The 16055-nt window shown below is 42.0% G+C and carries 14 protein-coding genes; 4 read left to right on the top strand and 10 right to left on the bottom strand.

From position 1 onward, the window contains the following. Nucleotides 1-2 precede the first annotated feature (2 nt). The 10 genes from H5203_RS13105 to rsmD form a co-directional block, all read right to left on the bottom strand. A complete protein-coding gene (locus tag H5203_RS13105; protein ID WP_182819843.1) occupies nt 3-821 on the bottom strand; it encodes a class I SAM-dependent methyltransferase in 819 nt (272 codons plus the stop codon). 108 nt (nt 822-929) lie between these two features. Beyond that, entirely contained in the window at nt 930-2516 is a 1587-nt protein-coding gene (purH, locus tag H5203_RS13100) for a bifunctional phosphoribosylaminoimidazolecarboxamide formyltransferase/IMP cyclohydrolase (RefSeq protein WP_182819842.1), read from the bottom strand. Nucleotides 2517-2727: 211 nt separating this feature from the next. Beyond that, on the bottom strand, nt 2728-3018 hold the full coding sequence (gene fis / locus H5203_RS13095) for a DNA-binding transcriptional regulator Fis (protein WP_002957804.1): 291 nt from the start codon (nt 3016-3018) through the stop codon (nt 2728-2730). Between the two features lie 20 nt (nt 3019-3038). Beyond that, nucleotides 3039-4010 carry a tRNA dihydrouridine synthase DusB gene (dusB, locus tag H5203_RS13090; protein ID WP_182819857.1) on the bottom strand — a complete coding sequence of 324 codons (972 nt, stop codon included), beginning with the start codon at nt 4008-4010 and terminating at the stop codon, nt 3039-3041. Between the two features lie 281 nt (nt 4011-4291). Next, a complete protein-coding gene (gene prmA / locus H5203_RS13085; protein ID WP_145234796.1) occupies nt 4292-5173 on the bottom strand; it encodes a 50S ribosomal protein L11 methyltransferase in 882 nt (293 codons plus the stop codon). A 68-nt stretch (nt 5174-5241) separates the two neighbouring features. Then, on the bottom strand, nt 5242-7083 hold the full coding sequence (rpoD, locus tag H5203_RS13080) for an RNA polymerase sigma factor RpoD (protein ID WP_145234798.1): 1842 nt from the start codon (nt 7081-7083) through the stop codon (nt 5242-5244). 131 nt (nt 7084-7214) lie between these two features. After that, a complete protein-coding gene (dnaG, locus tag H5203_RS13075) occupies nt 7215-8969 on the bottom strand; it encodes a DNA primase (RefSeq protein ID WP_182819841.1) in 1755 nt (584 codons plus the stop codon). A gap of 169 nt (nt 8970-9138) precedes the next feature. Beyond that, the gene (locus H5203_RS13070; RefSeq protein WP_145234803.1) at nt 9139-9585 is read right to left on the bottom strand and encodes a GatB/YqeY domain-containing protein; all 447 of its coding nucleotides are present in this window, start codon (nt 9583-9585) and stop codon (nt 9139-9141) included. A 20-nt stretch (nt 9586-9605) separates the two neighbouring features. Then, a complete protein-coding gene (gene rpsU, locus H5203_RS13065) occupies nt 9606-9821 on the bottom strand; it encodes a 30S ribosomal protein S21 (protein WP_002957797.1) in 216 nt (71 codons plus the stop codon). A 163-nt stretch (nt 9822-9984) separates the two neighbouring features. Beyond that, the gene (gene rsmD / locus H5203_RS13060) at nt 9985-10584 is read right to left on the bottom strand and encodes a 16S rRNA (guanine(966)-N(2))-methyltransferase RsmD (RefSeq protein ID WP_182759618.1); all 600 of its coding nucleotides are present in this window, start codon (nt 10582-10584) and stop codon (nt 9985-9987) included. 212 nt (nt 10585-10796) lie between these two features. Between rsmD and ftsY the strand changes: the two genes are divergently transcribed. The 4 genes from ftsY to rpoH all read left to right on the top strand — a co-directional run bounded on the left by ftsY (nt 10797) and on the right by rpoH (nt 15718). Beyond that, nucleotides 10797-12917, top strand: coding sequence for a signal recognition particle-docking protein FtsY (gene ftsY / locus H5203_RS13055; RefSeq protein WP_182819840.1), 2121 nt, complete (start codon nt 10797-10799; stop codon nt 12915-12917). A 52-nt stretch (nt 12918-12969) separates the two neighbouring features. Next, the gene (ftsE, locus tag H5203_RS13050) at nt 12970-13647 is read left to right on the top strand and encodes a cell division ATP-binding protein FtsE (RefSeq protein ID WP_064665448.1); all 678 of its coding nucleotides are present in this window, start codon (nt 12970-12972) and stop codon (nt 13645-13647) included. Continuing rightward, entirely contained in the window at nt 13644-14630 is a 987-nt protein-coding gene (gene ftsX, locus H5203_RS13045) for a permease-like cell division protein FtsX (protein WP_145234809.1), read from the top strand. The genes ftsE and ftsX overlap by 4 nt, the downstream gene beginning before the upstream one ends. 224 nt (nt 14631-14854) lie before the next feature. Next, complete coding sequence (gene rpoH, locus H5203_RS13040) at nt 14855-15718, top strand: RNA polymerase sigma factor RpoH (protein ID WP_145234811.1); 864 nt, start codon at nt 14855-14857, stop codon at nt 15716-15718. Nucleotides 15719-16055 lie beyond the last annotated feature (337 nt).

Raw genomic sequence — 16055 nt, 5'->3', positions numbered from 1 at the left:
ATTTAAAGCGGTTTTTTAAATTTCAGCGTCATACGGTCGCTTTCACCAATTGCTTTATATTTAGCGGCATCTTGCTCGCCAAGTCTAAGGCTTGGTGGAAGGGTCCATACCCCTTTAGGGTGATCGGCTGTATCAAGAGAGTTTGCATTTATGTCACTGCTTGCTGCCAGTTCAAAGCCTGCTTGTTTAGCAAGTTCGATTACCACGCTTTGTTTCATATAACCTGATGACTTTTGCATTTCATCAGCTTGCGCTTCAGGTAGGCGATGTTCAACCACACCTAAAGTACCACCTGGTTTAAGTGCTTTGTAAAAAGACTTAAAGGCATTAGCTGCGGCATCTTTATCTTTGCTCATATACCAATTATGTACGTTGCGGAAGGTTAACACCATGTCTGCGCTGCTCGCCGGGGCAATGTCTAAATGTGTTGAAGGAGCGAATTCAGTCAGCTTTACTTTATTGAATCGCTCATCTTCAGCAATTTTCTTTTTAAAGCCAGCTAGAGCTCGTTTGTAATAACCCACCGATGAGTCAGCAGGGAAATGCGCGGCATAATAAGTGCCTTGCTCTTTCAGTGCTGGCGCTAAAATTTCACTGTACCAGCCGCCGCCAGGCGCAATCTCAACAACAGTCATAGTTGGTTTAAAACCAAAAAACTCTAATGTTTCGACAGGGTGGCGGTATTGATCGCGATCACTGCTGCGCTCGCTTGATTTAACTGCATTATTTAATGCTGAATCATGGCCATGCTCATGGCTAATAGCCATAGTTGATGTCATCGCAAGGGTGGCAACAAGTAGAGATTTTAGTGCAAATTTCATCGTCTGTTCCTTCACATTATATTTTTAGAATAGGTTATAGAATAAGCAGAATACGTGAATTTGGTGCAAACAAAAAGAGCTAACTGATGCAGTTAGCTCTTTGTGTGATTAATGGCGGAAGTGACGCATGCCAGTAAACACCATTGCCATACCAGCTTCGTCAGCGGCAGCGATAACTTCTTCATCGCGCATTGAACCACCTGGTTGGATCACAGCTGTAATACCAGCCTCTGCAGCTGCATCAATACCATCACGGAATGGGAAGAACGCATCAGATGCCATTACTGAACCTTTAACTTCAAGGTTTTCATCAGCGGCTTTAATTCCGGCAATTTTAGCTGAGTAAACGCGGCTCATTTGGCCTGCACCTACACCAATGGTCATACCGTCACGGGCATAAACAATGGCGTTTGATTTAACAAATTTAGCCACTTTCCAGCAGAATAATAAGTCTTTAAGTTCTTGCTCAGTAGGCTGGCGCTTAGACACAACCGTTAAGTCGCCTTGCGTTACCATACCCAAATCACGGTCTTGGATGAGTACACCGCCATTAACGCGTTTGATGTCATGACCTGTCGCTTTGCCTGACCATTGGCCACACTCTAGTAAGCGTACATTTTGCTTAGCCGAAATAATTTGTGCCGCAGCTTCTGATACTTTAGGCGCAATGATCACTTCAACGAATTGACGAGACACAATCGCTTCAGCGGTATCAGCATCAAGCTCTTGGTTAAAGGCGATGATGCCACCAAATGCTGACGTAGGATCGGTTTTGAATGCGCGATCATAGGCTTCAAGGATGTTGTCACCGATTGAAACGCCACAAGGGTTAGCATGTTTAACAATAACACAGGCTGGTACATCAAATTCTTTCACACATTCAAGAGCTGCATCTGTATCAGCAATATTATTGAAAGAAAGTGCTTTACCTTGCAGTTGTACGGCAGTTGCAACAGACGCTTCTTGAACGTCGTTTTCAACATAAAAAGCCGCATCTTGGTGTGAATTTTCACCGTAGCGCATGTCTTGTTTTTTAGTAAACTGCATATTGATAGTGCGTGGGAATTTAGTTTCCTCAGCTGCTTCATCAGTGTAATCAGCAACCATATTACCGAAGTAGTTAGCAATCATACCATCGTACTGCGCGGTGTGCTCGTAAGCTGCAATGGCAAGATCAAAACGTGTTTTGTATGTAGTTGAACCATTGTTGCTTTGCATTTCGCTGATCACGCGGTCGTAATCTTTGGCGTTTACTACAATAGTCACGTCTTTGTGGTTTTTAGCCGCGGCACGTACCATCGTTGGGCCGCCTATATCAATGTTCTCAATGGCATCTTCAAGGCTGCAGTTTTCTTGAGCGACTGTATTCGCAAAGGGGTATAAGTTAACTACAACGATATCGATAGCTGAGATGTTATGAGCGTCCATTACATCTTCATCTTGACCACGACGCGCTAAAATGCCGCCATGAATTTTTGGGTGAAGAGTTTTTACGCGACCATCCATGATCTCAGGGTGACCTGTGTGGTCAGATACTTCAGTGACTTTAATACCGTTATCGGCAAGTAATTTACAAGTACCGCCAGTTGATAAGATGTCTACGCCTTGTGATTCAAGAGCGCGAGCAAATTCAACAATACCGGTTTTATCTGACACACTTAGTAGTGCGCGACGAATTGGACGATGTGTATCCATTGTAGTTTGATTACCTCAGTGTTTGAGCTAGCTTAGAAAGGCGCTATTTTAACTGAATATCGCTTAAAAAACGATATTTATACACAAGTCATTTGGGTATACAGAGTGAGGATTTTGCAATTAGACGCTTTTTTGAGGATTTTTAAAGATATAAAAAAAGCACCCGAAGGTGCTTTTTCAAACGAATGTTGTGATAAATCACAACTCGTTATTAGTTCATGCCGTATTTCTTTAGTTTCTTACGTAAAGTACCGCGGTTGATACCTAGTAAGATTGCCGCACGTGTTTGGTTGCCACGTGTGTAAGTCATTACTTCTTCAAGTAATGGTGCTTCTAGCTCTGAAAGAACAAGGTCGTAAACGTCTTGCACATCTTGACCGTTAAGCTGTTTTAAATAGTGATGAACAGCTTTCTTCACTGCATCGCGTAATGGCTGCGGTTTCTCGTGTGACTGAACATGAGGGTTAGTGATAAATGGAGAAGTCACGTTTTGTTCGAACATTGTTTATATCTCTTTCTTTCTTAGTTAGCTGCTAGTGTTTTAAAGTATTGCTCTAATGTCTCGATTTGTGCCTGTGGATTATCGAGAGCATTAAATACTCGCCTAAACTGACCGTCACTGTCATGGGTTTGCAAATACCAAGATACATGTTTGCGAGCGATGCGCGCTCCCATTGGTTCGCCGTAAAACGCATGAAGGTTCACTAAGTGTTCCATCAAAATACCACGTACTTCCGTAATTGAAGGCACAGGTAAATGTTCACCGGTTCGCAAATAGTGGTCTATCTCCCTAAATATCCAAGGGCGACCTTGGGCGGCTCGACCAATCATAATGGCATCTGCACCCGTATAGTCCAAAACCTGTTTTGCTTTTTCAGGAGATGTAATATCACCATTAGCAACCACAGGTATCGACACTGAACGTTTTATATCCCTAATTGTGGCGTATTCAGCTTCACCTTTGTACATACATGCGCGTGTACGCCCATGTACGGCCAATGAAGCTATGCCATAACGTTCAGCTATTCTCGCAATCTCAACACCGTTACGGTTATCCTGATCCCATCCTGTGCGGATTTTCAGTGTTACAGGTACATCAACAGCGCTAACCACCGCATCTATAATCTCTTCCACTAAACCAGGAAACTGCAAAAGGGCGGAGCCTGCGAGTTTCTTGTTCACTTTCTTAGCTGGGCACCCCATATTAATATCTATGATCTGTGCACCATTACTTACATTGAATTGTGCAGCCTGCGCCATAAGCTCAGGATCAGCTCCTGCGATTTGCACCGCGCGTATTCCCGATTCACCACTGTGATCCATACGGTTCATCGATTTCTCGGTTTTCCATACCAAAGGATTTGACGATAGCATTTCAGATACAGCTAGCCCCGCACCTAAGCGGCGACAAAGTTGTCTAAATGGTCTATCTGTAATTCCCGCCATTGGCGCCACAATTACATTGTTTTCTAATTGATATGTTCCGATACGCACTGTATTCAATAGGCCTCTTTTCAAGGGGCGCTAAGTTTACGGTTTTTTTGTCGAAAATCAAAGGCTATAAATTGAACAAAAGTGACTTTTTTTTGACTTTTGCATATTGACATTTGATAACAGTTTGACGAACGGCTCTATTTGTGTGAATTTTATACAGAACTAATTTGTGATAAGAAATCATTCAGTTTTTTGGCGTGTAAATAATAGGTAAAGCCTGTTAATTACAGGCTTTACATGAAGGTTTTGCGTTAATACTCTAAATTGCCGAACCCAGCAAGTTAAGCTTTTTTCATACCACTTACACGTGTCCATTCACCTTCAACAGCGATATCATCAAGCGCTAAAAAAGGGGCATAAACATCTGCTACCGACTGCGCTTGTTCTTCTAAAATTCCCGACATAGCAATTTTACCACCTGGTTTTAACAAGCCTAAAATCACGCTGTGTAATTCACGCAGTGGCGCAGCTAAAATATTGGCCACCACGATATCGGCGCTAAACTCAGGCTGATTTTCTGGCAAGTATACTTCGAGTTTATCTGCAACGCCGTTTCGCTGTGCATTATCTAAGCTTGCTTCAAGGGCTTGAGGGTCTATATCGATGCCGATCATGCGCTCAGCGCCAAGTTTGATAGCTGCGATACCTAGAATTCCAGAGCCACAACCAAAGTCGACCACAGTTTTACCGGTCAAATCTTGGCTTTCTAGCCATTTTAAGCACAAAGCGGTGGTGGCATGGGTGCCAGTGCCAAAAGCAAGGCCAGGGTCAAGCAGTACATTGACGGCATCAGGATCGGGAATATCACGCCAGCTTGGGCAGATCCATAGTTTTTCACCAAACTGAATTGGGTGGAAGTTATCCATCCATTCGCGTTCCCAGTCTTTGTCTTCAAGTTGCTCTATTTTGTACACTAAGGTGTCTTTTAACTCGTCGTGGCGCTGTAATAGAGCTATCACCGCATTCATGTCGTGGTTAGCTTCGAATAAACCAATCACAGTCGTGTCAGCCCAAAACACCACAGTGCCGATTTTTGGTTCGTAAATAGGGGTGTCTTTAGCATCAATAAAGGTAACAGACGCACTGCCTGCTGCCATTAATAGATCACTTACTGCATCTGCGGTTGCAGCATTAGCATTGATACGGATTTGGATCCAAGCCATAATTATTTCCTGTAAATAGAAAAAAGGCCGCTACAGCGGCCTTTTAAATTTAAATCTGTATTTGCTAATTACTTAGCATCTAAGAAGCTTTTCAATAAGTCAGAGCGTGAAGGGTGGCGTAATTTACGTAGTGCCTTCGCTTCGATTTGACGAATACGCTCACGCGTTACATCAAACTGTTTACCTACTTCTTCTAAGGTATGGTCGGTATTCATATCGATACCAAAACGCATACGCAATACTTTTGCTTCTCGGGCTGTTAGGCCTGCAAGCACATCGTTGGTAGCACCGCGAAGAGATTCCATTGTTGCCGAGTCGATTGGCGAATCAATAGTAGTGTCTTCGATAAAGTCGCCTAAGTGCGAATCTTCATCATCACCGATTGGCGTTTCCATAGAAATTGGCTCTTTAGCAATCTTAAGTACCTTACGGATTTTATCCTCAGGCATCATCATGCGTTCTGCTAATTCTTCTGGATTTGGCTCACGACCCATTTCTTGCAGCATTTGACGAGAAATACGATTAAGTTTATTAATCGTTTCAATCATATGCACCGGAATACGGATTGTACGCGCTTGGTCGGCGATAGAGCGTGTGATTGCTTGACGGATCCACCACGTAGCATAAGTTGAGAACTTATAACCACGGCGATATTCAAACTTATCAACAGCTTTCATCAAACCAATGTTACCTTCTTGGATTAAATCCAAGAATTGTAAACCACGGTTGGTATATTTTTTAGCAATTGAGATTACAAGACGTAAGTTCGCTTCAACCATCTCTTTCTTCGCACGGCGCGCTTTTGCTTCACCAATGCTCATACGACGGTTGATGTCTTTAATACGCTCAATGCTTAAACCTGTGCTTTCTTCGATTACACATAGTTTATTAATACAGCGGATGATTTCTGGTTTGATTTCTTCTAATTTTGCAGAATGTTTTTCATTCGCAGCAATCTCAAGATCAATCCATGCAGCATCAGTTTCATTATTAGCAAAGTGCTTAACAAAAGTTTTCTTCGGTAGCTTAGCGATTTGTACAGCTTGTTTCATGACGATACGTTCTTGAACACGAACTCTGTCCATCATTTCACGCATGTTGTTAACCATACGATCAAACTGTTTCGGCACTAGTTTAAAGGTTTTAAACAGCTCACCAATCTCAAAAATCGCAGCTTGCGATTCTGGATGTGAACGGCCTTTACTATCAAACGTGTCGCGTGCTTTATTGTAAAGATCACGAAGGTTTTCAAAGTGTACACGAGCCTCTTCAGGATCTGGGCCAGTATCTACTTCTTCTTCGTCTTCATCATCGCTATCAGTATCATCGTCATCTTCATCATCAAGTTCTTTTTCGCTTAATTCAGAACCGATATGGGTAGCAGAGATTGGCGCAGCATCTTCATTAGGATCGAAAAAACCAGAGATAATGTCGCTTAAGCGCATTTCTTCTGCTTCAAACTTATCCCATTGCTCAAGCAGGTATGTAATTGCTTCAGGGTATTCTGCAACCGAGATTTGTACTTGGTTGATCCCTTCTTCAATACGCTTAGCGATAACGATTTCGCCTTCACGGGTAAGCAGTTCAACAGTACCCATTTCACGCATGTACATACGAACCGGATCCGTTGTACGGCCGATTTCTTTATCTACAGTAGCAAGCGCAGCGGCTGCAGCTTCTGCTGCGTCTTCATCTGTTGTTGTTTCTTGCATCATCAATTCATCGGCATCAGGCGCGTTTTCGCTAACCTTGATACCCATATCATTGATCATACTAATGATATCTTCTACTTGATCTGAATCGATAATATCTTGTGGAAGGTGATCATTAACTTCTGCAAAAGTTAAATAACCTTGCTCTTTACCTTTTTGAATCAGAAGTTTTAATTGTGACTGAGGAGTTGGATCCATAGAGATTGTTTCTTCCACTCTGATAAGTTGATACAACAGGCGCCAGCTCGCTTATTTATTAAGCCAAGCTAAGTATTATTTGACGCAGTGAATAGCACAGTATAACAGCATAATTCATTTTTGACTAGCTGTTAGTGTCTTTTCGACCCTTTTAACGCTTGAGTAAGGGCTAAACATTCTAGCCTTTCTTCACTCGTAAGCCCTTGGGTCTTGTCTTTTATTAATAAGGTCTCAAGTCGATAATTTAAACACTGATCTTCAATAAATCTGAAAGTATTTTTAAATTCGTCCTCTAAACGGTCGTCATTGATCTCATGACGCCAAGTAGCGAGCTTAATGAGCGCCTCATACTCGGGTGTTTCTCGAAATGATTCAATTAATTGCGCTGTAGTAATGTCACTACTTTGTAAGGCGCAATGTTGTAGCTTAATAAGTAAGGCGATACCAGCAATATTCATTTGTGCTAAATCAGCTAAATAGGGCACTGTATTGGCTAACTTAGGATGCTGAATTAGTAACCCAATTGCGCGACGCATTGGCGTAATTTTAAATTTTCGCTCAATCGCATGCTGCTGTTTAGGTGTTTTCAAGCGATTGTTTAACTGCTCTTTAGTGCGGCCTATTAATCGACCTAAGTGCTCTAATAAGTTTTCTTGATAAAACTGACTAGGGATTTTTTCAATCAACGGAAGCACAGCACTAAGAAGCTTAGCTTTACCTGCATCGTTAGTTAAATCAATCTCTTGGCTGAGTTTATTAAACAGCACTTTGGTAAAATCATCGGCTTGAGATAAACGTAGTTCAAACGCTTCTTTGCCTTCTTTTTGTACTAATGAATCGGGATCTTCACCGTCTGGTAAAAATACAAACAGTAGCGCTTTGCCATCATTTAAATAGGGCAGGGCATTTTCGAGTGCACGCCAAGCGGCATCTCGGCCAGCGCGGTCACCATCATAACAACAAATTACTCGGTCTGTGGTTCTAAACAATGTATGCATGTGCTCAGCGGTGGTGGCGGTACCAAGCGCAGCTACTGCATATTCAATACCTTGCTCGCTCAGTGCTACTACATCCATATAGCCTTCAACTATGAGCACATGTTCAAGTTTTTTATGCGCTTGTTTTGCTTCATATAATCCATATAGTTCAAAGCCTTTATGGAAGATACGGGTTTCTGGCGAGTTTAAATATTTAGGCCCTTGATCCGCTTGCATCACACGGCCACCAAAGGCAATAACACGACCACGTTTATCGCGAATAGGGAACATTAAGCGATCACGAAAGAAGTCAAATTGGCGGCCAGGGGTTTTCTCTGAGGCCAGCTTTAGCTCAACTAATTGCTCTTTTTGTTCTTTATTGCGGCCAAGTTGTTGGCAAAGGCCTTCCCATTCACTGGGGGCATAACCAATCATAAACTTTTTAACTGTTTCGCCACTTAGGCCTCGGCCTTTTACATAGTCTATTACGGTTGCTGAATTAGCATGATGTTTTAACTGGTGTTGATAAAAACGCGCACTATGGAGCATTAAATCGTAATCTGAGCGTTTTTGTTCTGCGGTACGCTCTGGACCATTACTGGTGCCTTGCTCGCGGGGAACATCGAGATTTAGGATGTTTGCAAGTTCTTCAATGGCATCAACAAATTCAAGCTTGTCGTATTCCATAACAAATGAAATAGCGTTGCCGTTCGCACCACAACCAAAGCAATGATAAAACTGTTTGTCTTGAGATACAGTAAATGATGGGGATTTTTCGTTATGAAAAGGGCAACAGGCTTGGTAATCTTTGCCCGCTTTTTTTAAGCCAACTTTGGAGTCAATTAGCTCAACAATATCGGTTCTGGCAAGTAAATCATCTATAAAATTACGTGGGATCTTTCCAGCCATTAGTAAAGTGTAGTCCTGAGATAAATAGAAAATAAGGTGAACGAAATATCAGATAATTTAGTTCTACAATTTAGATTTGAACACAAATGCTATTTTTATTAAAGCGAAAAACGAAGAAACCGAGCACATGGCTCGGTTTGCTTAAATCATACATCTGTATGTGGGAGTATTAGGCAGTTAATCGTTGCTTAATTAAACCAGAGATCTTACCTAAATCGGCGCGACCTTCAGCTTTGCTTTTGATTATACCCATTACTTTACCCATATCTTGCATACCTGCTGCGTTAGTATCAGCAATAGCCGCATCAATAAGAGCTATGATTTCTTCTTCACTCAATTGTTGAGGTAAGAATTCTTCAAGAGCTGTAATCTCATTGGCTTCAATTTCGGCTAAATCTTCACGGCCAGCATCAGTATACTGAGTGTAAGAATCACGGCGTTGTTTAACAAGCTTCACTAATACTGCGGTAATACCGTCATCATCAAGTGTTATTTGCTCGTCAATTTCACGCTGCTTGATTGCAGCAAGCACCATACGAATTGGGTTAAGACGAGATTTGTCTTTCGCTCGCATCGCATCTTTTTGCGCATCTTTTAGCTTTATTAAAAGGCTCATTTATACAAGACCAATACTGATCAATATAATTTAACGCGACGTGCGTTATCGCGAGAAAGCTTCTTCATGTGACGCTTAACCGCTGCAGCTTTTTTACGCTTACGCTCAGCTGTTGGCTTTTCATAGTGCTCGCGACGACGAACTTCTGAAAGGATACCTGCTTTTTCACATGAACGCTTGAAGCGACGAAGTGCTACGTCAAACGGTTCGTTCTCTCTTACTTTAATTACTGGCATTAAAAATTCACCTACCTAAATAATGAGCGTTGCTCAAGTTGATCAAACAATGATCAAGTGGTTCAAAAATGGTGCAGTATTGTAATCCGAAGCCGCACCACATGTAAAGGATAAATATTGTCTGCTCCAAGTGGAAACAAAAAATATTTCTATGTTACTAATTTTACTGTAGTTCATAGAGGCGGCAAAATACTTGTCCCGCCGCTTTTTCTTTCAATAACAGCCAATTGCTGGGTGTTTGTAACGCACTCATCTCGCTTTCAACTTCAACATAAATGAGGGCGTTTTTACTTAACCAGTCATTTTCAGTGAGTAAATCACAGCATTTTTGGGCTAAACCTTGGCGAAAAGGTGGATCAATAAACACTAAGTTAAACTGTTGTTGCTGAGTATTGTTACTTAAATAAAGCAAACTGTCGGTGCAAATTACTTCAGCATTAGTGAGTTTTAACGTGTCAATATTAGTTTGTAATTGGTTGGCGGCTAGTTTATCCATCTCTAAAAAGCGTGCACTGAGAGCAAAACGAGAGAGTGCTTCAAAACCTAATCCACCGGAACCTGCAAAACAATCGAGTACTCTAGTATCGCGAGTATCTTGCATTAACCAGTTAAATACCGTTTCTTTGATACGATCTGTGGTTGGACGAAGACCTTGTACATCTTTTACTGGTAATTTACGGCCACGAAATTGCCCGCTGATGATCCTAATAACACCATCGCTGGCTTTATTACTCACTTGTTTTTGTGGTGATTTATTTCTCATTTAGCTCACTAAAAAATGGTATCTAGAATCCAGCTCAGATAATATTGCAATCATATAGTAGCGTGTCATTTTTCAACTGCGCTAAAAGTGTTACTATGAGCATCTTAGACAATATGTTGTGGTTATTAGCGGCTTTGTTTTAAAGCAATGCAGCGAATACACAAAGTATTACCGTTAGTTTATCAGATTTTTATAAGTGGTTATTAGCAAGTATGGCAAAAAAAAATAAATTCCTGTCTTGGTTTGGTTTTGGTAAGTCAGATAAAAACCAACAAGTAGAGCAGACCGCCCAAGAGGCCGATAACCAACAAGCGGAAGTTGAGCGCTTAGAACAACAGCGTATTGCCGCAGAGCAAGCTGAAGCTGAGCGTTTAGAGCAACAACGAATTGCTGCAGAAGAGGCGGAAGCTGAGCGCGCAGAGCAACAGCGCATTGCTGCAGAACAAGCGGAAGCTGAGCGCTTAGAACAACAGCGCATTGTTGCAGAGCAAGCTGAAGCAGAGCGCTTAGAACAACAGCGCATTGTTGCAGAGCAAGCTGAGGCAGAGCGCTTAGAACAACAGCGCATTGCTGCAGAGCAGGCAGGAGCAGAGCGCTTAGAACAACAGCGCATTGTTGCAGAGCAAGCTGAAGCAGAGCGCTTAGAACAACAGCGTATTGCTGTAGAGCAAGCTGAGGCACGTGATGCTGAACGCCAAGCTATCACAGATGCTGAATTAGCAGCAACAGAACAAGCAGAACAACAACGCCGCGATGAAGCCGCTCGTTTAGTACAGCAAGAAGAAGCAATGCTTTTAGAGCAAGAACGTATTGCAGCAGAACAAGCCGAAGCTGAGCGTTTAGAGCAAGAGCGTATTGTTACTGAGCAGGCTGAAGCTGAGCGTTTAGAGCAAGAGCGTATTGTTACTGAGCAGGCTGAAGCTGAACGTTTAGAGCAAGAGCGTATTGCTGCCGAGCAAGCTGAAGCTGAACGTGAAGAACAAGTGCGTATCGCAGCAGAGCAAGCCGAAGCTGAGCGTTTAGAGCAAGAGCGTATTGCCGCGGAGCAAGCCGAAGCTGAACGTGTAGAGCAAGAGCGTATTGCTGCCGAGCAAGCCGAAGCTGAACGTGTAGAGCGAGAGCGTATTGCTGCCGAGCAAGCCGAAGCTGAACGTGTAGAGCGAGAGCGTATTGCTGCCGAGCAGGCCGAAGCTGAGCGTGTAGAGCAACAACGTATTGCCGCAGAGCAAGCTGAAGCCGAACGTGTAGAGCAACAACGCATTGCCGCAGAGCAAGCTGAAGCCGAACGTGTAGAGCAACAACGTATTGCTGCCGAAGAGGCGGAAGCTGAGCGTTTAGAGCAAGAGCGATTAACAGCCGAGCTTGCCAGCGAGGAAGCAAAAACAGCTGAAAAACCTAAGAAAGAAGGGTTCTTTGCTCGTCTTAAAAAAGGCTTATTAAAAACCAAAGTAAACTTAGGTTCTGGCTTTGCATCGATTTTCACTGGTAAGAAAATTGATGATGAATTATTTGAAGATCTTGAAACTCAGCTATTAACAGCCGACTTAGGTGTTGATACCACCATGAAGCTGATCGATCGTTTGACTGATGCGGCTAACCGCAAACAGTTAAAAGATGGTGACGCATTATATGAGCTAATGAAGCAAGAAATGGCGGCGATGCTTAAAACGGCAGAACAGCCATTAGAAATTCCTGCTGATAAAAAACCATTTGTTATTTTAATGGTGGGTGTTAATGGAGTTGGTAAAACAACGACCATTGGTAAACTTGCTAAGCAATTTCAGGATCAAGGTAAATCAGTCATGTTAGCTGCAGGTGATACTTTCCGTGCAGCTGCGGTTGAGCAATTACAAGTATGGGGTGAGCGTAATAAAATCCCAGTAATTGCACAGCACACCGGTGCAGATAGTGCCTCAGTGATATTTGATGCATTTCAAGCTGCCAAAGCGCGTAACGTTGATGTGTTAATTGCAGATACAGCTGGTCGCTTGCAAAATAAAGACAACTTGATGCAAGAGCTTGAAAAAATAGCCCGAGTGATGAAGAAAATTGATCCCGATGCACCGCATGAAGTGATGCTAACCATCGATGCTGGCACAGGGCAAAATGCAATTAGCCAAGTGAACTTATTTAATCAGTGTGTTGGCCTTACCGGTATTACATTGTCTAAGTTAGATGGTACAGCCAAAGGTGGGGTTATTTTTGCCGTCGCCGATAAATTTAATATTCCGATCCGCTATATTGGTGTTGGTGAAGGCATTGATGATTTACGTGCATTTAATAGTAATGACTTCATTGATGCGCTATTTAGCCAAGATGAGGACGAAGTTTAAATTTCAAAGGGGAGCTTGCTCCCTTTTCAGCTGTGGATGATTGATAACTAAAATGATAAATTTTCAGCAAGTCAGCAAAACATATCCCGGTGGTCACCGAGCACTGGAAAAAGTTAATTTCCATGTTAAACCGGGTGAATTGGCTTTTTTAACAGGTCACAGTGGTGCCGGTAAAAGTACCTTACTTAAACTCATTAGTTTAATGGAACGCCCGTCGGCGGGTCATGTTTTTATTAATGGCGTTGATTTAAATGCAGTAAAATCGCGGCAAATTCCTTATGTCCGCCGTGATATTGGTATCATATTTCAAAACCACCGTTTATTAGAGCGCCACACTATTTTTGATAATGTTGCCTTGCCGCTAATTATCGAAGGTACGCATCATAAGCAAATTGAAAAGCGTGTGCATGGCGCACTTGATAAAGTTGGCTTGCTAGATAAAGTAAAATGCCACCCTTCAACACTCTCTGGTGGTGAACAACAGCGAGTTGGGATTGCCCGGGCAATTGTAAACTCTCCGCCATTATTACTTGCAGATGAACCAACAGGTAACCTAGATCCTGAGCTTTCCATGGATATCTTGCGTTTGTTTGAAGAATTTAATAATCATGGCACTACAGTCTTAATTGCCACCCATGATTTAGGGCTGATCTCGCGAATGAAATACCGTAGCTTAACCTTAAAAGATGGTCGCATGAGTCAAGATCCATTGGCAGAGGCAACACTATGAGTTTGTTATTCAAAGGCCGAAAAAGCCAAAATGAACGAGTAAAAAAATCAGTTTTTGCAGCCGGATATTTCTTTGTGCTGAATATATTTCGCCAAGGTGTATATAGCCTAGGCGAAATGTGGCGCACACCGATGGCGTCAATGATGACCATTGCGGTGTTGGGTTTAAGTTTAACCTTACCAGCGACCTTGTATTTAGTGGTTAAAAATGTGCAGCAGGTCAGCAGTGGCTTTGAAGAAGCTGCAGAGATTTCATTATTTGTAAAAGAATCTATGAGTGAACAAGAAACACAAACGCTTGTTAAACGCTTAGCACTCTACCCTGAAATTGATAATGTCACTTTTATTTCTAAACAAAATGCGCTCATTGAATTTAAAGAAGTATCAGGGTTTGGCCAAGCACTTGAATATTTAGATAGCAATCCTCTGCCAGATGTTGTTATCGTCACGCCGACTTCTCGCCATCGTCAACCAAACGCCGCGCAAGCATTATTAAAAAAGCTTGAAGCAGAGCGTGAAGTCGATTTTGGTAAATTAGATATTGCCTGGCTTGAACGTTTAAATGCATTATTAAGCCTGTTAAAAGAAAGCGTGATCACCATCGCGTTGTTATTACTGACTTCGGTAACTTTGATCATAGGCAACACTATTCGCTTATCAATTATGGATAAGAAAGAAGAGATCCAAGTGATGAAGCTAGTCGGTGCAACCAATACCTTTATTCATGCGCCATTTTTATGGACCGGCATTTGGTATGGCATTGTTGGTGGTTTGTTTGCTTTTATATGTGTGGCCCTCATGATGTGGTGGCTTGGATCTGCAGTCACCCAAGTCGCTGGAGTGTATCAAACTAACTTTAATTTAATCGGCTTAAGCTTAGGCGAGTTTGGTGCGTTAGTGCTACTTGCAACCAGCTTAGGGTTTGTTGGCTCCTACTTATCTGTTAATCGATATATAAAAGAAATCGAACCCGATAAAGTGTAATAATTATTTTTTATAATCATTGATTAAGTTGGTTGTGGTGAATTGCTTTATCATAACCAACTCACCGCAAAGCTAGAATTCATCGCTTATTCAGGCGTTTAAAGTAGAATAAAAAACACTGAAAAAACCACTTGCTTCAATCGAAAAAAAGTTTTACATTGAAGTTAGCACTCTAAGTGAAAGAGTGCTAAGATGGTTTCAAATGTTTATCACTGAGGTGAAAAATGAGTAAAGATTTATACGCAATGGCACTCACAGTTGGACAGCAAAGCGCAAGTATGGACGGTTACCTTCAAGCGGTAAGCACTATACCTATGCTAGGTGCTGAGCAAGAAAAAGAGTTAGCGACTCGCTTACAGGAAGATGGCGATCTTAACGCTGCAAAGCAACTCATCATGTCTCACCTTCGTTTTGTTGCACATATAGCTAAAGGTTACTCAGGTTACGGTCTACCGCAAGCTGATTTGATCCAAGAAGGCAATATCGGCCTGATGAAAGCAGTAAAACGTTTTGACCCATCAGTGGGCGTACGTTTGGTTTCATTTGCAGTGCATTGGATCAAAGCCGAAATACACGAATTTGTACTTAAAAACTGGCGCATTGTTAAAGTTGCGACCACTAAAGCGCAACGCAAATTGTTTTTTAATCTTCGTAAAAACAAAAAACGTTTAGGTTGGTTTAACCAAGCTGAAGTTGCTACCGTAGCGAGTGAGCTAGGTGTGAGTGAAAAAGAAGTTCGTGAAATGGAATCGCGCATGAGCGGCCAAGACATGGGCTTTGATTTAACCGGTGACGACAGCGATGACGCACCAACTAGTACCTATTCGCCTGTGCAATACTTAACTGATGGCAGTAATGATTTAGCTGAAGAAGTTGAACAGCAACAATATCAAGAGCAATCTCATACACGTTTATTTAGTGCGTTAAAAACCCTAGATGAACGTTCACAAGACATTGTTAGTGCTCGTTGGTTATCAGACGATAAAGCAACACTGCAAGAACTGGCTGAAAAATACAGCGTATCTGCAGAGCGTGTTCGTCAACTTGAAAAAACAGCAATGAAAAAGTTACAAGCTGCAATGAGTTAATCACAGTTTTACAAAATTATTAAAAGCCCTGCATGAAAATGCGGGGCTTTTTGCGTTTAGGGAAGTTACAAGTTTTAAGTCATAAGTGGCAAAAAGCAAGACGACCAATCTACTTTGATACTAGTATTACAAGCGCTGAGATTGATGGAAAAGCGTTACTACTAAAAATTAATGAAGAAGATAAACCGTTGACTAGAAAAACCCTGTTAAACCCCAGGGCAAGATCACGAACTTTACCTTGACTTAAAAGTATGATCTTATACTCCTTTTTAAGGAGCCCCCATGCCTGATATTCAACTATTTAAATATTTCGAATCAATTGACGACCCTCGCCAGC

Origin of the sequence: Pseudoalteromonas sp. SG41-1 (assembly GCF_014164575.1) — a bacterium.
Lineage (GTDB): Bacteria > Pseudomonadota > Gammaproteobacteria > Enterobacterales > Alteromonadaceae > Pseudoalteromonas > Pseudoalteromonas rhizosphaerae.
The sequence above is the reverse complement of the archived record's forward strand: the minus strand, read 5'-3'. Positions and strand labels throughout refer to the sequence as shown.